The following is an 18,209-nucleotide window of genomic DNA, read 5'->3' as shown; positions in this document are numbered from 1 at the left end:
TCGCTCGGATCTGGCTCCGGGAAGTCAGGAAGCTTGCTCCTGTGGCTCATACTCCTCATCGATCCGGCGGGGAGCCACGCCGAGCACCAGGTTTTCGAGGGCCTGTGGCATCGGTCCGAAGCTGGCAACCCAGGTCTCGACGAGGTAGATCTCATTGACCTCGTCGATGGTCAGGGGTCTCGAATTCGACGGGTATCAGCCGGCCGAGTGCGGCTTGTCTGCGGCGCCGGTGGTAGGTCCTCTCGATCTAGGACACGATCGCGATCCGCAGTTCTTCACGGGTGGCCCAGGTCCGGCGGTCGAGGACGTTCTTCTGCAGCAGGCTGAAGAAGGACTCCATGGCCGCGTCGTCGCCGGCCGCCCCGACTCTCCCTATCGATCCGGCATCCGGTGGTGGTCGTCCAGCACCTCGTCCGTCCACGCACTGGCGGGCATTCCTGCCTCCCTGAAGTAGGTCACGAGCGAGCCCACCTCTACCAGCCCGCAGGGTTCTTCACCGGGAACATCACCCGGACGAGGAGAGGCGGGGGTCGGACCGGCCCCCAACCGCGAATCAAACTCACGTCCGTTTCCTGGGTAGGGTCGAGCCGCGGTGGCTGAAAAGTTCGACTTTCTGCGGACCTGGTGGACGCCCAAGAGCAGCTGCACACCGTCCGGTCGGAGTTGTCTGCCCTGCGCAAGCGACTGCCGTGGTAGGTGGAGCCGCATTCCCTGATGATTGAGCGTGTTCAAGCGTCAGTCGAGCGAATGGCGAGTGGTGCGGGTGCCGAGTCCGCTGTCCCAAGGTAGTACAACTACCACTCCTGACTTCCGGGGTCGCAGCCTCGCCGGGCGGCCCCGCTGACGATGACCTGAGCAAGCGCCTGACATCTCCCTGAGCCTCAGGTCGTCAGCTGGAACAGCGCTGCTTCCACCACTCAGTCAGCCTGTGTGTGTACCTCGTGAATGAGGAGTGCTCGTCGATGCCGAGCGTAGTGCGGATCTGCTGGCCTTCGGGGTCTTGCTTGAGGAGCTGGGTGAAGGAGACGTCGCGTTGGACTATGCTGTTCGGCCGCCCGGCATACAGGAGGCAGTCGAGTAGCTGACCGAGCTGCCGATTGGGCCCCCCTTCGAGGTATTCCACAGCGGCGAGGCAGGCCCGCTGGTACTGGAAGTCCGGTGACGAGGGCGTGACGTCGGGCGGGTTCTCCGGCTGCCCGTCGGGAAGCTGGCAGCGCTGCACGAGAAGGTCTATGGCACTGCTGAGGCCCTCGGCGACCGGAGCGAGGTAGACGGCGAAGTCTTTGGCTGTGTCGTTGTTGCCGTCTGGTAGCTGGGCGATGGCCTTGGCGTCGGTCTTGAGGGTCGCGACGCGAGCTTTGGCCGTGAGGAGGGCGCTTCGGCCATCCGGTGAGAGCGTGCCGTCGGCTTCCGCCAGTTCGTGCAGGACGCCGTTGATGCGCAGGGCGGTGCTGCTGTAGCAGATCTGCAGTCTCGGGAATTCCCAGCCTGCCTTGCACCCCTCCTGGGGGTCACCCTCTCTCTTTGTTAGTTGCAGTTCCTGGTCCAGCATGCGGGCGAAACGGAAGCGATTGGCCGGGCCGGTGGGGCCGAGAATCAGCTCGTTCAGGTAGGCGATTCGGGCGAGGCCATATCCGGGGTCGAGGTTGACGGCCTTCCGCAGCAAGTAGACGCGCAGAGCAGGGTCGTCTCCGGACAGGGCAGGCTCGTTGGCGATGAGCTGCAGGGCGACGCTCTTCCACCTCTGGGCTCCGCATAGGGCGGGTTCGAGCCGTTGAGGATGGCACTGGCTCAGACGGACAAGGACGAACGCGGCAGTCGCGGTAAGCAGCTGGGCCCGGTTTCGGCCTTGCTCGTGTTCCAGCTGGGGTGCTGCGAGGTCTCTCGGGCACCCAGGCAGACGTAGCGCTGCGCGGCTGACGGCGGTGGTTGCCACGAGCCGGTTGTTACGGGTCAGTGCGACGGTGGCCCGGTCCGGGTCTACCAGGGTGACGTTGGCCCGCCAGGTGAGGCCTGGCTGGACGGCGTACATGATCTTTGCGAGAGTGCCGGCGATGGCGCCCGCGGGTATCGCGCTTAGATCTTCACTGCGCAGCCGGCTCAGATCGGTCTCTCGCGCGACGTCGGGACTGGCTGAGGGCTTCGATCCAAGCGACTGCAGGCGTGCCATCACGTACTCGGAGGCGGCGACGTCGGTTGTGCCGTGGGCGTTCCGGACTATCACCTGGAGTCTCAGGTTCTGTCCCAGGGAGAGCCCGATTGCTACCACGCCGAGCATGGCCAGGCTGATCTCCGCGACAACCAGGCGATGGCGCGATCCCCATGAGTAGAAGCAGCTGAACAGCGCCGCCCATGCAAGCGCGCAGAACACGGCTGATGGCACGGGCATCACCTGGTGGCCGGCAGGCAGGCTGGTCCAGCGCAGGCAACCTGCCGCGTGCGCGATGAGTAACCCACCGGCTGCGCACAGCACGCCTCCAGCCCACGACAGCCAGAGGCCCGGGCCGAACGGCTCGAACATCGGAAACATGGAGAAAAACGCCGCAGCCGCGGTGATGGCCAGCGCGCCGGCAACGCCCCAAATCCAGCACAAGACCGGTGGCCACGCCTGCGCCTTCGTGGCCACCAGCCAGCGCGTGATCAGGCCGGCCAGGGCCAGCAGTATCAGCAGGGCGAGCACAGCGGGAATCAACAACTGGACGGTTGGCATCACCCACTCGGCGAAGAACCGATCCCAGCCCCGCGTACTGAAGGCCAACACAGCGCACGGATCCCTTCTCGCGCGTCGCGACTCCTCCTGCGCGACAGCACCTCCTTCGACGCTAACCCCGTGTGGTCGGGGCTGGCACCTGGAAGCTGAACACTAGAACTTGGTGGGGAAGCCCCTGCTGGGCTGGTCGCACACCAAGGAAGGTGGGCGCTACTTCGAGTCGAGGCGCCCTGACTCCCCAGGCTGGAACGACGAGGAAAATCAGCAGGTCAACGAGTTGCGCGCCGGCCAGATGGAACTCGCTACCTCTGTCTTCGTCCACGAAATCTGGAGTGCGTGCGAGGACCCGGTCACTGCACGCTCGGCGATCAAGCACGTCGGCGAAGCGAATACTGATTCGACCCGTCAAGGTGGCAGTACTGCGCCAGCGCCGCGACCGCTCGGGCACGTGGTGGTACGACCTGCAGATCGAGCTGCCCGACCGGGTTGATGACCGTCGCTGCGGGTCGACCCTGACGTCCCGCACGGTCACCTTCAGCGCACCGTTCCCCGTGGTCCAGGGTCTACCCGGGGTCAACTACACCAGCCTCGACCTTCCCTCACCCGAGAAGCACAAGCGATGGCGCCTCTCCCCGCCACCCCCCAAGACGGCTGGGTCGAGGCATACCTCCACCGCCCGGACTGCGCGCGGGCGCAGTCGATGGGCGGCATGGTGTCCGACGAGGAGGCGCTCGCGGCGCTCGGCAGGACGGACATGGTCACGGTGGCCTGCCCGGTGTGCCGACCCGACACTGTCCTGCAGGCTCGCCGTCCGCGCAACGACGGCGACTTCGACACTTGCTGAGCCTGGCACGAACGGCAGGAATCCATCCGCAACTACCGGCTGCCCTACCGTCACTGACTCGTACTCACCTCTTGGTCGACAGCCCCCTCATTGAAGCTGCACTCATCGCCGGTGACTTACAATCGCATGATTCACAAGAGGGGTGCCGCGTGCACGGCGTCTGGGGGCAGGAGAGGCATGGCAGCGTCGAGCTTAGAAGCCCTGCGGAAGGTGTGTGTTCCGAGGGAGGATGTACTTGAAGGCGGGTTAGCGGACAACCACTTCGCAGCGCAGCTGGACAAGGTGGTCCGCGACGCGGAGCACTATCCGGTGTATGGCGACGCGCAAGCGTTCTTCGCGCAGACCTACCCCACGAGCGGCCTTAAGACGCTGCTTACCAAGACCTTCGGCCGCCTGAGCGGAGCGAAGGGTGTCGCAGGGGAGAACGGCGTGCTTCGCCCCACGACCTCGTTCGGTGGCGGTAAGACTCACGGCCTGACCGCCGTCTACCATCTCGCCAAGGGTGCCCGGCCGTCCAACATCGCTGAATTCCTGGATCCGATCCTGCTTCCCGACGGCCCGGTCCAAATCGCGGCCCTGGTCGGCGATGCTCTCGACCCCACCGCGGGCATCGAGACCAACGGCCATCGCACCTACACGATGTGGGGTGAGATGGCCGCCCAAATCGGCGACGACGCGTTCGCTGTGATGGAGGCGAACGACACCCAACGCACGGCTCCAGGCACCGCCACGATCAAGGCCGCCTTCTGTGGCAAGCCGACGGTAGTGATCGTCGACGAGATCGCCAAGCACCTGCGTGCAGTGACCTCCTCTGGCAGCGAGGACGTACGCCGCATGGCTGGCGCAATACCCGTCTTCCTCGGCAACCTCTTCGAGGTCGCTTCCGACCCGACCAACAAGGTCTCGGTCATCATCACCCTGGCTGCGACCACGAACGCGTTCGGTGCAGAGACCACCGAGATCAGTGAGCTGACCGGTGAGGAGAAGGAAAGGGCCGACGCCGCCAATGCAGCCTCGGTCAAGGCTGCCCAGGAGACTGGCGACGTGCTGGCCCGTGCGGTGCGACCGAGCGCGGTGATCACACCGGCCGACGACACCGAGATCGGAGAAATTCTCAAGAAGCGCATCTTCGCCTCCGTCGACGAGGATGCCGCCAGGGCAGCCGGGGATGCCTACCGGGGCTTATACGAACAGCTCTCCGAGACCGAGCAACTCGCCGGCGGTGCCGAGCACCCGGCTTCCTACGGCAACTTGGTCACCAAGACCTACCCGTTTCACCCCGAGCTGGTCCGCGTGCTCGACAAGCGTCTGGGCAACATCACCGATTTCCAGCGCGCCCGCGGTGCCTTGAAGCTCCTGGCCGAGGTCGTGGCCAACATCTACGCCACCAACGATGACGCAGCGATCATCAACGTCGGCGACATCGACTATTCCAACGAGCCGGTCCTTAACCATCTCACCGACGGCCTCCAGCGCGCTGAGTTCGCGAGCGTGGCCAAGGGCGACTTCGCCTCCAAAGCCTCGCACGCGGCAGTCGTCGATGCCGAGGTCTTCCCCGGCAAGCCCATCTACGTCACCCGCGTTACCCGCACCGTGTTCACTCACTCCCTGGAAATGGTCTCCACCGCAGGGGCGGGCCGCAACGACTGGCTGGTCGGCACCCTGCGCCCCGGCGAGGACGCCACCATCTTCGAGAAGGCGCTCACCGAGTCGGAGAAGGTCTTCTGGCACCTGTCGTACGACGGTGCTCGCTGGCGCTTCAACATCGAGCCCAATGTCAACGCCATCATCGAGACGGAGAAGCGCAACGTCGCCAACACCGCGGTCGCCGCGGAAGTTGACAGCCTGATACAGAAGGCGTTTGCGAATGACGGCGGCGTTACCGCGATCCATTTCCCGTCAGGCCCTGCCGAGATCCCAGACAAGGACGCACTGCGCGTGGTCGTGCTCGACCACGATGTCGTCACCGTCGACCCGGCCCACGCTGACCAGCCGCCGACCCAGATCGTGGAGATGCTCGACAAGGTTGGGTCGGTCGGCGCGCCGCGCAAGTACCGCAACTCCCTGGTTTTCGCCCTGGCCGACGCTGAGCAGGTCCACGTGCTCAAGGACCGTGCACGGGCCCTGATCGCCTCCAACAACCTCGCTGCCGATACCCACCGGCTCAGTCAGTTCAGCGAGGGAGTCGGCAAGAAGGTCGAGGCATACGACAAGGAGGCCCGTCTCCAGGCACGCATCGCGGTCACCCGCTGCTTCAAGCACATCTACTACCCAGCCGATGAGAAGGCCACCGGCTACCTGCGCCACCGTGAGCTTCCCGCCCAGGCCCAGGGCGACCCGAAGAATTCCACCTCTGCGGTCATCACGTTGCTGACCGACGAGGAGAAGGTTCGTACCAGCCCGTTCACCGCGTCCTTCCTGCGCAACCGAACCTGGGCACACAAGGAGGCCACGAGCACGGCCGCGATCGCCGACTACTTCTGGTCCGACCATAAGGCGTCCATCGTCCGCAACACCTCCCTGCTGCGTGACGCGATCGTCAACGGTGTCAACCACGATGACTGGGTCTACTACGACTCGGCCAGCGGTAAGGCATACACGGCCAACAATCAGGCCGGCATGTCGATCACCTTCAGCGCCGACGCCGAGGTCATGACCAAGACCGAGGCACAGAAGCGCGGACTCCTGGTCCGCAAACCCACCCAGACGGACCTCCGCTCGGTGCTCACCAGCGACCAGCTCACCGGCGCTGACCTCCGCGCTCGCCTTGAGGCAGCCTGCGGCGGCGAACCCTCCAAGACCGACGTCCTCGACCTGCTGGCCACCGCCGTCCAGTCCAGCGAGTACGGCTGGTTCGTCGTCACCGACATCGAGCCTGCTGCCGGCGTCCGGGCACTCTCGCCCTCGGCCATCAAGGGCAAGGGCCTCGACACTGTGCATATCCTGGCCCGCGAGACCGCCGACGAAATCGGAGTCGAGGTCCCCACTCGCACGGCTACCTCCAAGACCTTCACCGCGAACGGTCCCGGCGGCGCGGCCATGCAGGCCCTGCTCGATGCCGTCTCTGACTATGCGATCCGCGCCATCTCAACCCTCACTTTGAAGGTGAGCGCGGATGCCGCGTCTGGCCCGAGCGACATCGACCTCGCCGTCGCCTCGCTCGGCATGCTGCAGAAACAGGCCATCACGGTCCGTTCCACCATCCGCGCCGAATACAAGGGGCTCACCGGAGGCGGCATCCAATTCCAGGGCACCGCCGAGCGCGCCGACTTCCAGGTGGCGTATGGCCACGCCAAGAAGGCGCTAACCGCCGCCACCAAGGTCGCCGGCGACGTCACCCTCACCTTCCGGTTCGACCCGGCGCTCGACGCCGACGACCCGCAGATCGCCCAGATTCATGACGTCATCAAGAAGCTCGGCATGAAGAACACAACGATGACGGCCGAGGTGACCAAATGACCACTCTCCAGGGAACGATGACAGCCCCGAGCCGACGGCTCTCTGCCATCAACGGCGTCCGCGGTTTCCGCCTCATCGTGAAGCCCAGCCGCAACGAGACCTACGGCCTCACTATCGAGGAGACGTACGGCGAGGACGGCTCTGCCCTTGCCACGGCCGTCGTCACCCTCACCCCGCAGCAGACCGGCCGCATCATCGATGCCCTCTTCTCAGCCATGAGGCGATCGGGCCACCAGCCGAGCGTGCTGACCTTCACCCGCAAGGCACCCATCTGGCTCGCCGAACCCGACGGCGTACGCCTGGCCCTGATCCTGATGGCCACCCAGCCCATCGCCAAGCACGAGCGCGTCCGCGCACTCGTCGCCGGCCTCAACGCCATGAGCACCGAAGAGACCTACTACTGGTACTCCAAGTGCATCGGCGTCGACGCCAACCGCGCCCGCAAGGCTCTCCGCACCCTCCTCTCTGACGACTGAAAGAGCCCGCCTTGAGTAGCACCAAGCCGCGCCTCCTCATCGAGGACTGGCTCCCTGTCGCCGAGCTCGGCATCGAATCGCGCCGCGAACGCGGTGCCGCATCCGCACTCCCCCCGCTCTCCTTCCTCCACATCTGGTGGGCCCGCCGCCCCCTCGTCGCCTCCGCCGCCGTCGCTCTCGCGGGTGTCCTCCCCGCGTGGTCCGAGGAGCTCGCTAAAGCGTTTCCCGACGCCGTCGAGCTCCAGGAGGAGGCCGCCTACCGCCGCTGGCTCCTCCATCTCGTCGGCATCTGGGGTGACCCCATCACCGCCCGCCGCATGTATGACGTCGCTGTCGCGACAGGCCAGCGGATCCCCAATCCCTACACCTACAAGCAAGCCTTCCGAAACGCGATTCCGCGCAAGGACATCGACCTGCTTCATGCGGTGCTGATCCACACCTGGGGCGAGCTGCCAGTGATCGCAGACCCGACCGCCGGTGGCGGTTCCATTCCGTGGGCCGCCAGCCGACTCGGGCTTCCAGTCGTTGCCAACGACCTCAACGGCGTGGCCGCGAGCGTGCTCAAAGCAGGTGTCGAGGTCCCCGCGACCCGCGGGCTCGACCTTCTTCCGGAGCTCAAGAAGTGGGGCGGCATCCTCATCAAGCGCGTCAAGGAACGCCTCAAGGAATACTTCCCGAGCGGCAAGGCTGAGGCCGTCGCGACTTACCTGTATGCCAACGCCATCCCCTGCCCTCGCACCGGCCGCCTCGTACCACTCCTGCGCGACAAGTGGCTCCGCAAAACCGCAGGCAAGGAAGCCGCCGTTCGGATGCGTACCGAGTACGACGGCGTCGAGCTCCCCGAGCCAATCTTCGAAGTCGCCCTCGGTAGGGACGTCGATGAGGCCGACGCTTCCACTGGAACCACCGCCCGCGGCAAGGCCATCTCGCCCTACGATAGCCTCGTCATCGACGGCGACTACATCAAGCAGGCCGCCCAGGCTGGCCAGATGAAGCAGGTCCTCTACGCCGTCGCCGTCCGCAAGCCGTCCGGCGAACGCACCTTCCGAGCCCCCACCCAGACCGACCTCGACGCCATCGCGGCCGCTGAAGCCGCATACTCCGATGTCAAGGACCTCTGGCTCGCCACGGGCATCCTGCCAAGCGAAGCGATCCCCGACCTGATCCCCAAGCACGAGATCCGGCCCTACGGCTTCACCTACTGGACCGACATGTTCACCCGGCGGCAGGCACTCGTCCAAGGGGTCTTCGTCGAGGAATTCACCAGGCTCGTAGCCGAGGTTCGCGAGGTACTCGGTGAGGACGCCACCGACGTCTTGTTCCAGTTGGCATTGATGCAAGGTAAAGCTCTGAACTGGAACTCGCGCTTATCGTCTTGGGACGTGTCACGTCAGAAGATGCGCAGCGTCTTCGACCGCCATGATTTCTCATTCAAGTGGACCTTCGCCGAGTTCGAGGGCGCTCACGCGCTGTTCTCGTGGTGTCTCGACCAGCTTATTGACGCTTATGGCGGTATCGCGCGCCTGCTGGATGAAACCGGAGTCGCGCCAGCGGACGTCAATGATCGGTTGACACGACAGGTGACTGTCCTGCAGGGAAGTGGCGCAAGCCTGGCCCTTCCTGACGGCGCCGTGACTCACGTGTGCATGGACCCGCCCTACTACGACAACGTGATGTACGCGGAGCTGGCCGACTACTTCTATGTCTGGGAGAGACGCACTCTCGGCCGGCTGGTTCCCGACTACTTCCGCGACGACCTCACCGACAAGGACAACGAGGCTGTCGCCAACGTTGCCCGCTTTCTTACGATGGGAAAGCGTCGCCAAGAGCTCGCTGACCTCGACTACGAGACGAAGATGACCAACATCTTCGCCGAGTGCCGTAGAGTCCTCACCCGCGATGGTGTGCTCTCGGTGATGTTCACGCACAAGAAGGCAAATGCGTGGGACACCCTTGGCATGGGCCTTCTGCAGGCAGGATTCACAATCGAGACCTCGTGGCCGGTCAACACCGAGACTGAGGTTGGGCTCAACATCAGGGCTCTCAACTCAGCCCAGTCGACGATCATGCTGGTGTGCCGCAAGCGTGAAGACCGTGAGGGTGATGGGAAATTCTATCTCGATGACATCGAGCAGGACGTTCGTCGTGCAGCCCGTGACGCAGCGATGCGTTTCCAGCACGACGGGATTGAGGGCGTCGACCTGCTGTTGTCCACGTATGGCCCAACGCTCTCGGTGATCTCGCAGAGCTGGCCGGTCTACTCCTCGGCTCCGGATGAGGAAGGGCGCGACAAGCTGCTGCGCCCAGAGGAAGCCCTCACTCTGGCACGCGAGGAGATCGTGGACCTGCGCCGTTCCCGACTGGTCGGGAAGGCGGCGAAGGTCGACATACTCACCGACTTCGTGCTGTTGGCCTGGGACACCTTCGCTGTCCGCGAGTTTCCCTTCGACACTGCCCGTCTCTTGGCGCTCGCCGTCGGCGGGCTCGACATTGACGCGCTCGAGAGGGCCAAGGTGGTCTCGAAGTCCGCTGGCAAGGTCACGCTACTTAGCCCAAGCGAGCGGGTACGGCGCGGTGGCGACTCCAGCGCACCCGGCGTACGGCCCGAGGCTGCCTCGTTCGACTACATCATCGACGCAGTCGACACGACCCTGTACATCGCCGAGCACGATGGTATGCCGGCGGCGAAGCGATTCCTCGACAAGCACGGCTACACCAACGACGCCGGATTCATATCCGCGCTGCAGGGTCTGGTGAACGCAATGCCGTGCACCAAGGTCAAGGGAGAGTGGCTTGTACCCGAGGCAGGGCGCCTTGACACCCTGTGCACACTCTACTTCCCCGACGTGACGCTGCCGGAGACCACGGACGTGGCCACGCTGGTCGAGGACAAGCCCGACACGCTCTTCGAGATGGAGTGAGGTTGGCCGAGTACGACGACGCCCTGTTCCCCGGTGCCGCCGCCAAGCCAGCGGCACCAGCGCAGGGTGGTCTCTTCGACCACGACCCTGCCACGGCCCAGGACTCGTTCCGTAGCGTGATGCTGAAGGCAATGTACTCGCCCGACGATGCACCGTTTGAGGCATTCTACGAGCCGCTGCTCTCCAGGGCCGTCGCCTACGACCGTGCAGTCGGCTACTGGTCCGGGGCAGAACTGCAATTTGCCGCGCAGGGCACGGCGCACTTCATCGCCGGTGGTGGCGTGATGAGAGTTATCGTCGGCGCCCAGCTCGGTAAGAAGGACGTCGACGCGTTACTCTCCGGCACTCCGCTCGACGATGTAGTCGCCGAGCGACTACTGGCTGAACCTGGCCTGGAGGGCACGAAGATCGTACAGAGCGAGCACCTCAGCGTACTGGCCTGGATGGTCGCCAACGACCGTCTTCATATTCGGGTCGGCGTTCCGGTCGACAGTCACGGCCACCTGCTCACCCATCAGGAGTCGGGCCGCTACTTCCATACCAAGTACGGCATCTTCACAGACCGTTACGGCCACAAGGTCGCGTTCAGCGGCTCTAACAACGCCTCGGTGACCGCATGGGTGAAGAACCACGAGACCTTCGACGCCTATCGCTCTTGGCGTACCGAGTCCTGGGAGGACTACGGCAAGCCCAAGGAGCGAGCCTTCGAGCGGCACTGGCGCGCTAACCCAGACCAGGGTTGGGCGATCATCGACTTGCCCACCGCGGTCCGCGAGCACTTGATTGAGCATGCCCCCGACGCTCCGCCGTCCCCCTTCGAGGCGCCCGTACCGCAGCCGAGGCATGGAAAGGCCGATCGCGAGGCACTGCCTGTCGAGATGGTTCCCGATACCCAGGCGGCCTGGGACGAGCTGATCGCTCTCCGTGATGCGCCGAAGGCGTCCGCGTGGACCGGGGTAGGGACGGCGTGGGCTCAGCCGCTGCCGCACCAGGCCGAGGTGATCGACCGGGTGGTGTCGACGTACCCGCGCGGCTATCTCTTCGCCGACGAGGTCGGTCTCGGCAAGACGGTCGAGGCAGGCATGGTGCTACGCGAGCTCTTCACCTCAGGCCGGGCGAAGAAGGCGCTACTGCTGGTGCCTGCCTCGGTGATGAAGCAGTGGCAGGAGGAACTCCACGAGAAGATGAACCTCGACGTCGCCCGCTACCACAAGGGCGGCTTCGTCGACCGGTTTGACCAGCCCATCGCGACCGGTCCGACGGCGAATCCGTGGTCGGCCTTCCCCATCGTGCTCGCCTCCTCCCACCTGGCTCGCCGCCGCACTCGCCGTACAGAGATCCTTGAAGCCGGACCGTGGGATGTCGTCCTCGTCGACGAGGCCCATCACGCTCGCCGCCGCGGCTCTAAGGCGACCGATACTCCCAACTCCCTGCTCGCGCTGCTGCAGGAGATGAAGAAGCGCGACCTCTGGCGTGCGCTTTACCTCGCTTCGGCGACCCCGATGCAGATGTATCCGCACGAAGCATGGGACCTCATCGAGCTCCTCGGGCTGCCGGGAAAGTGGGGTGAGCAGGCGTTCTTCTTCACGCAATACTTCACCTACCTCGGAGACCCGCCCGAGAGGCGCGGCTGGAAACTCATCTGCGACATGCTGGAGGACTATTTCTCCGACCCACTCGCGGAACACGACTACGAGTTGGAGCAGCAGGTCAACGACGTACTCGGGTGGGCTGACGCGTTCACGGTGACCGGGATGGCCGGCAATCCGCCGTCGCCTGATCTCAGGGCACTGTTCCCTAATGCCACCTCCGAGTGGATGGATAAGTGGGCTCGCAGGCACACCCCGATGCGCGATCGGGTCTTCCGCAACACCCGCAAGACCATGCTTGCCTACCAGGCGGCAGGCATCATCCCGGCCTCGGTCGTCATCCCGTATCGGCACGTCACGGACGAGTTCATCCGCCTGACGGCGAACGAGCGGAAGTTGTATGACCGCATCGAGGAGTACATCCGCCGCCACTACAACGCCTACAAGTCCGACAAAGCCACCAAGGCCCTCGGCTTCATCATGACCGTCTACCGGCGCCGGCTGACCTCCTCCTTCGAAGCGATTAAGCGGTCCCTGCAACGCCGCCTCGATGTCCTGGAGCAGGGCAAGAGCCTCGCTGATCTCCTCACCGACGACGACGACGCCGACCTGGAGAACTCTCTCTTCGACCCTGAGACCTTCGACGTCAGTGCCGACCGCCTCAGGGAAGAGATCGTCGAGCTCCGCTCCTTTCTCAACGATCTGGGCGACATATCCGGTGAGGACACCAAGGCCAAGAAGCTCGTCGAGGACCTGGCCGAGTCGTTCAAGACGTATGACTCCTCGGTGGTCTTCACTCAGTACGCCGACACCATGGATTACGTTCGCGAGCGCCTCTTAGCCGCTGGCTACCACAAGCTCGGGTGCTACTCCGGCCGCGGCGGCGAGATATACGATCCCGTAGAAAAGGAGTGGATCCCGGTCACCAAGGCCGAGATTAAGACCCGATTCCGTAACCGCGATGTCGAGGTTTTGATCGGCACCGACTCGATGAGCGAGGGCCTCAACCTGCAGACGTCGGGTCGTCTCATCAATTACGACATGCCCTGGAACCTGATGCGCGTCGAGCAGCGCATCGGCCGTATCGACCGGATCGGCGCCGCCTACGAGCGCCTCCAGATCAGCAACTATTTCTACGAAGACACCGTCGAGGAGCAGGTCTACACGGGCATCAAGGACAACTACGACGACTTCACCAACATCCTCGGCGGCGCTGCCCCCGTCCTCGGCACCGTCGAGAAAGTCATCGAAGACCTTGTCCTCGCCGCGAACCTCAGTGACGAAGTCATCGCCAGTGAGATCGCCGGCATTCGAACCCAGATCGGCGACATCAACAACCAGCCCGTCACCACCGATGACCTCGGCACTCCCAACCAAGACATCACCATCAAGCCACCGCCGGACCTGGTCGGAGACATCACTCCGTCAGACCTGGCCACCAAGCTCACCAACAACCTCCTCGCAAGCCGGTGCCTAACCCCAGATGACGAGCGCCCCGGCATCTACAGCCTCGCCCTTGCGCGTGACGACGCCCGTGTGTCCTTCGGGCGTTCCGACGGCGCGACGTCCGTCGAGAGTTACTTGAGCCAGCGATCCACGGCCTCAGTCCCCGTGACGTTCGACCGCGACACCTGGGACACCAGCAGCGACAGTGACCTCGTTTTCTTGACCTATGGGTCACCCGAGTTGGGATCCCTCCTACCCGCCGAACCCGGTGAGTGACCGGTAGTGAGGTGGCCCCTTTGGCACCCAGGCCTGGACGACGGGCACGGCCTGCTTTCCTTACACCACGGCCGCTCACAGAGTGGGGCGGCCCCTCCTGACAAGAAGCCGCCGACTCCAACCGCGAGCGCACTTGTGGTTACAAGAGCTCCGTACCGTCATAGACCTGCGCACAATGGGCCCTGGGTCTGCCTCCAGCCATGCGGCGGTGAACGCTGATGCTGGACCAGTACACCGCTTCCGCACCCGAACGCAGTGCTCGGTTCGTCAGCAGTGCACATTGCCCAGTCGTGGCCTTCGCATTCCGGGGTCAGGAGACTGATTGGAGAGGCAGGTCCGACGCGACCGAGGGAGGAAGCATCGGTCCTGTGAGGTTGGCGGGGCGCCCAGGCCGTCCAGGAGCACGATGACCCGGTCGATGTTGGTGAGGCGCCGCTGTCCGGAGTCCAGCATCCACAAGAAGGGCTGGCTCAGCCTCGTCAGGAGGGCCATGTCCTCGGTCAACGTGTCCTGGGCGGATCCTGTCGAGGGGACTTTTCGGAGACTCTCCGCCGCGTAAGCAGGGAAGGCCCTTTCAGCGGTGAAAGACACGAACGCGCTGGCCAGGGCTATTTCCTCAGCACTCGATGATGTTGACGGCGAGCCCGCGCCGCGCCGTCTCCTTGTACTTGACGTTCATGCGACCCCCTGTTCGCGGCAATTTTCTTCCAGCCAGGTCTTGATCTCGCTGGGCCAGAACCGCAGCTGTTGGCCCACGCGAAAGCTGGGGATGGCCTGCTTCTCGTGATTGTCGTAGACCCATGAGACGGGCTTGCCGAGAAAGTTTGCCAGGGCCAGCACAGTCCACATCGGTTGGTCCATTGCTGCTCACTTCCGTAGGTTGGGAGTGCGACACGATAAGGATGGAACGCGGCCGCACCAAACGACCAGTGCAGCGCCTCGTGACCTTCATGGGCCTGGCAACGGGCGTTTCGTTGGGAGGCGGGCGTGGGTGCCGTCGTGACACGCAGTGAAGAGCGAGCGCCTTACGGCCTCGCGCTGCCCGCAGTTCCCCCCGCAGCCCTGAAACCAGCACCGATCCAGCACAACGCTCCCGGCAGGACCGGAATGGACGGCAGCGGAACTCAGCACGAAGTCAGCACGGCCCGGCTTAGGTTCCCTCGCCGTGAACGAGCTCAAGCTGTTGACCTGCACGTTTGCCATGGCATCCGGCGTCTGCTAATGCCCCGCATCCCAGTTCGAGAACATCTGGCTGCGGACCAAGCGCAAGGACGCGAGCGGGAAGGTGAAGAGCGGGTCGGGCGGTGTCTGCTACCTGTACTTCCCGGCGCGGCCGGCGCCGACGCAGCGGCGGGTGCTGGGGGAGCTGGGGATCCGCTGAGCGTATGCCGGTCAGGGGAGGGTGAGGCGCTGCCCGGGGCGGAGCCGGTGCGGGTCGGGGCCGAGGACGGCCGTGTTGCTGCGGTAGAGCGTCAGCCACGACTCGCCGTGGGTGTGGCCGATGCGGGTCAGGGTGTCGCCGCGGCGCACGGTGTAGTGGTCGGCGCTGCCGGTGGGCGGGCCGGCCACCGCGGTTCCCGGGGAGCAGCCGGTTGACGAAGGCCGTACGGGCAGCGGCGTCAGCGGGGTGCAGACCGGGGTGGCGAGGCCGACGAGCTGGACCAGTCCCTCGCCTCCGGTGGGCGGCAGGAGCTTCGACCAGTTGTTGGCGAGCCAGACGTTGCCCGACGCGTCGATCTGCACCGCGGTGAGGTGCTGGATCGCCTTGTTCCGGAGCCCCACCGGGGGCGACAGGACGGTGCCGGTGGCGGCGCCGGGCGGGCAGGCGGCGGTGTTGGTGCCGCACAGCAGCGATACGGAGGAGTTGCCGAAGCCGGCGACCCACACCCGGTCCTGCCCGTCGACGGCCACCGACCAGGGGAGGACGCGGCGGGGCAGCGGGTAGACACCCGCGACGGTTCCGTCCGGCCGGATCTCGGTGATCGCGCTGCTGAAGAGGCCGGCCACCCAGGCGTTGCCCTTCGAGTCCAGGGCGAGCCCCACCGGCCCCTGGAGCGCGCTGTTGTGGATGGTCCTGATCGGTCTGAAGTCGGGGCCCAGGACGGTGACGCTGCCGCCGACGGGGCCGGGCGAGCCGGTCTGCCGGGTCTCCATGAGCTGGGCGAAGGAGATATGGCTGTTGGTGACCCAGGCCCGTCCGCGGCCGTCGATCTGGAGGGCGAACGGATGGTTGAAGGCGGGGTCGGTGATGGTGAACGCCTTCGCGGGATTGCCGTGCGGGTACACGACGAGGCTGCCCAGGCCGGCTGCGCCCTTGAGGCCGTAGGAGTTGGCGATCCACAGGTTGCCGCGCTGGTCGACGGCGACGCCCTGCGGGCGGACCAGCCCGCCGTTCCGCCACCCCGTGGACGGTGACAGCGGGACGCCGTCGGCCGCGTACTTCGCCATGGCGTTGCCGCCGTAACTGGGCACCCAGACCGAGCCGTTGGGGTCGACGGCCAGGCCCCACGCCCCGCCGTCCATGCCGCCGCCCCTGATCGGGCTGCCCAGGGCGGGGCGGCCGGCCGGATCGAGCACGGTGACGAAGGGGTTGGACTGCCGGGTGCCCGGCAGCCAGTTGTTGGACGCCCAGGCGTTGCCCTGCGCGTCGAACCCGATGCGGCCCGGGGCGTAGAGGTCGGCCGCGGTGTGGCGCAGCGCCAGGATCCAGGCCGCGGGGGGCGTGCTGAGCCCGGGGGCGAAGACCTTGGCCCCACCCGCCAGGGCGTGGAGGGCGGCCGGGGACAGCGTCGGGTGGTGGACGAGGTTGAGGACCGCCTGCACCGTGTCGGCCGGGGCGGTCCCGCCGCGCGGGGTGGCCAGCCGCAGCAGTTCGGCGCAGCGCGGGGTGCCCGTCGCGCAGACCGAGACCATGTCGGCGAGCGTGTTCAGCGTGGCGAGGGTCTCGCTGTTCGCGCTGTCGGCGGTGACCGCCCCTCCGGGCCGGCCGGTGGCCGGGTCGGCGAGGTTGAAGGATGTCGCCGCGGCGTTCTGGAGCCCCGGTCCCGGCCCGGCGATGCCGCGCCGGTCGCTGAACTGGGCCATGGCGTAGGCGGTGGCGACGGTGGTGAGTTCGTTGACCGTCACCGTGTCCACCGACCGCGCGGGGACCCCGCCGCCGTCACCGACGCCCACCACGGAGCGGAGCCGGAGGCGTTGTCCGTCCCCGCCGGCGGCCTCCACGTACAGCACGCCGGCGGCGGGCCTGGTGGTGGAGAGGGTGAAGGATCCGGATCCGTCGGTCGTCGCCCGGCCCAGTTCCCTCACCCCGGTACGCGAACCGGCGAAGAGCGTGACCCGGACGCCGCGGAGCGGTTTTCCCGCGCCGGTGACCGTGCCGTGGAGCGGGGACGTCGCGGCACCGATCGGCGCCGTCGGGATGCACACCGCGCCCAGGGCGACGGCGGCCGAGGCCAGCTGCCACGGCCGGGGCCGTCTCCGGGCACGGCGGGCTGTGACGTGGGCGGGCCTGCGCGTGGGTATGCCTGAGGTGCTCATAGCTCCGAACCATTCCCTGTGCGTAGTTCAAGAAGGGCGACGTCCGAAAAGGCCGACGGAGGGGCGCGGTGCGGGGCGCGGCGGGCGGTCATCCCGGCTGCCCGGCTGCGGCCTCGTCCGCCGCCACCGGTGCGCTGCCGCGCTCCGGCACCCGCAGGGTGAACCAGCCGACCCGGAGCCCGAACAGCCAGACCACGCCCAGATAGAGATCCGGGCCGACCTGGCGCATCTCGTCACGTACCGCGCGGGCGGCGAGGGATATACGGGAATAGTCGATGACGATGCAGTCCCGGTCGTCCAGCATGCTCGGGCCCTTGTAGACCTGAGCCAGGACGGCCAGCACGTCGAACGCGGTCAGCCGGTTGCTGAGATAGCCCTCGTGGTCGATGACCTTGCCCCGCCACAGGGCCAGCCGCACGAAGCGGGCCAGCGATCCGGTCAGCCGACGGCCGCCCCACCGGACGATGCCGGTGCCCTCCAGCGGACCCTTCGGAATGACACCCGGGGGGCTCTTGCGGAACAGCTCCAGCAGCCCGGCGTCACCGGCCTTGAGCAGATCCGTCTCACTGAGGGCCATGATGATCGTTCTCCTGAGGTCGTCCGTGCACCGCTGCTCCGCACCGTGTGCGGGCGATCCCGTCGCGCCCGGTCCGAGCGCCGGGTGACGGGTACCACCGCCCGCCGCGAGAGCCGGTTGCGTTCTCACCCTGGCCGTCGGCGGGGGCGCCCACCACCGTTGCTAGGCCGAACGGCCGCGCGCCGAGCCGACCTGGCCGACGGGTCGCGTTCGGCGCAGGACCTGGCCGCGTGGGCGCGTGGAAGGGGGAGACTTCTTCACCGCCGTGCGCAGGGCAGGGACCTGTACCTGCTCAAGAGCGTCCTGCACGGCCGGCCCGACGAGGACTGCCTGCGCATTCTCGGCACCGTCCGCCGGGCCATGGCGCCCGGCGG

Annotated in this window: 11 protein-coding genes and 2 pseudogenes; 8 read left to right on the top strand and 5 right to left on the bottom strand. The window is 66.1% G+C overall.

Going from position 1 to position 18,209, the window contains the following annotated elements; genetic code table 11:
- Positions 1-151: 151 nt before the first annotated feature.
- Positions 152-382, bottom strand: a pseudogene (locus IEZ17_RS17945) (IS3 family transposase); the annotation flags it as partial.
- Between the two features lie 507 nt (positions 383-889).
- Positions 890-2,761 (bottom strand): hypothetical protein, encoded by a 1,872-nt coding sequence (locus IEZ17_RS17940; protein ID WP_189301314.1) that lies wholly within the window; start codon positions 2,759-2,761, stop codon positions 890-892.
- 112 nt (positions 2,762-2,873) lie between these two features.
- Here IEZ17_RS17940 and IEZ17_RS45680 point away from each other — a divergent pair, with 112 nt between their 5' ends.
- The 6 genes from IEZ17_RS45680 to IEZ17_RS17915 all read left to right on the top strand — a co-directional run bounded on the left by IEZ17_RS45680 (position 2,874) and on the right by IEZ17_RS17915 (position 13,721).
- Entirely contained in the window at positions 2,874-3,200 is a 327-nt protein-coding gene (locus IEZ17_RS45680; RefSeq protein ID WP_506005249.1) for a DUF8825 domain-containing protein, read from the top strand.
- 129 nt (positions 3,201-3,329) lie between these two features.
- Entirely contained in the window at positions 3,330-3,554 is a 225-nt protein-coding gene (locus tag IEZ17_RS17935; protein ID WP_189301313.1) for a DUF6233 domain-containing protein, read from the top strand.
- A 177-nt stretch (positions 3,555-3,731) separates the two neighbouring features.
- The gene (locus IEZ17_RS17930) at positions 3,732-7,013 is read left to right on the top strand and encodes an ATP-binding protein (protein ID WP_189301311.1); all 3,282 of its coding nucleotides are present in this window, start codon (positions 3,732-3,734) and stop codon (positions 7,011-7,013) included.
- Positions 7,010-7,489 carry a DUF7680 family protein gene (locus IEZ17_RS17925; RefSeq protein WP_189301309.1) on the top strand — a complete coding sequence of 160 codons (480 nt, stop codon included), beginning with the start codon at positions 7,010-7,012 and terminating at the stop codon, positions 7,487-7,489. The genes IEZ17_RS17930 and IEZ17_RS17925 overlap by 4 nt, the downstream gene beginning before the upstream one ends.
- Before the next feature lie 11 nt (positions 7,490-7,500).
- Positions 7,501-10,410, top strand: a complete 2,910-nt coding sequence (locus IEZ17_RS17920) for a DUF1156 domain-containing protein (protein WP_189301307.1) — start codon at positions 7,501-7,503, stop codon at positions 10,408-10,410.
- Positions 10,411-10,412: 2 nt separating this feature from the next.
- Complete coding sequence (locus IEZ17_RS17915) at positions 10,413-13,721, top strand: DEAD/DEAH box helicase (RefSeq protein WP_189301306.1); 3,309 nt, start codon at positions 10,413-10,415, stop codon at positions 13,719-13,721.
- A 675-nt stretch (positions 13,722-14,396) separates the two neighbouring features.
- Here IEZ17_RS17915 and IEZ17_RS17910 read toward each other — a convergent pair.
- Entirely contained in the window at positions 14,397-14,582 is a 186-nt protein-coding gene (locus tag IEZ17_RS17910) for a helix-turn-helix domain-containing protein (protein ID WP_189301304.1), read from the bottom strand.
- A gap of 373 nt (positions 14,583-14,955) precedes the next feature.
- On the opposite strand from IEZ17_RS17910, the pseudogene IEZ17_RS17905 reads away from it, so the two are divergent.
- Positions 14,956-15,102 (top strand): annotated as a pseudogene (locus IEZ17_RS17905) (peptidase C39 family protein); the annotation flags it as partial.
- Between the two features lie 11 nt (positions 15,103-15,113).
- Here IEZ17_RS17905 and IEZ17_RS17900 read toward each other — a convergent pair.
- Both IEZ17_RS17900 and IEZ17_RS17895 read right to left on the bottom strand, forming a co-directional pair.
- Positions 15,114-17,258: a LysM peptidoglycan-binding domain-containing protein gene (locus tag IEZ17_RS17900; protein WP_189301302.1), complete on the bottom strand. Its 2,145-nt coding sequence runs from the start codon at positions 17,256-17,258 to the stop codon at positions 15,114-15,116.
- A gap of 88 nt (positions 17,259-17,346) precedes the next feature.
- The gene (locus IEZ17_RS17895) at positions 17,347-17,835 is read right to left on the bottom strand and encodes a hypothetical protein (RefSeq protein WP_189301300.1); all 489 of its coding nucleotides are present in this window, start codon (positions 17,833-17,835) and stop codon (positions 17,347-17,349) included.
- 159 nt (positions 17,836-17,994) lie between these two features.
- On the opposite strand from IEZ17_RS17895, the gene IEZ17_RS42465 reads away from it, so the two are divergent.
- The coding region (locus IEZ17_RS42465; RefSeq protein ID WP_268249830.1) for a methyltransferase at positions 17,995-18,209 on the top strand (215 nt) is incomplete at its 3' end.

The sequence above is a fragment of the Streptomyces albospinus genome (assembly GCF_014648695.1).
In the GTDB taxonomy this organism is placed as follows: domain Bacteria; phylum Actinomycetota; class Actinomycetes; order Streptomycetales; family Streptomycetaceae; genus Streptomyces; species Streptomyces albospinus.
The sequence above is the reverse complement of the archived record's forward strand: the minus strand, read 5'-3'. Positions and strand labels throughout refer to the sequence as shown.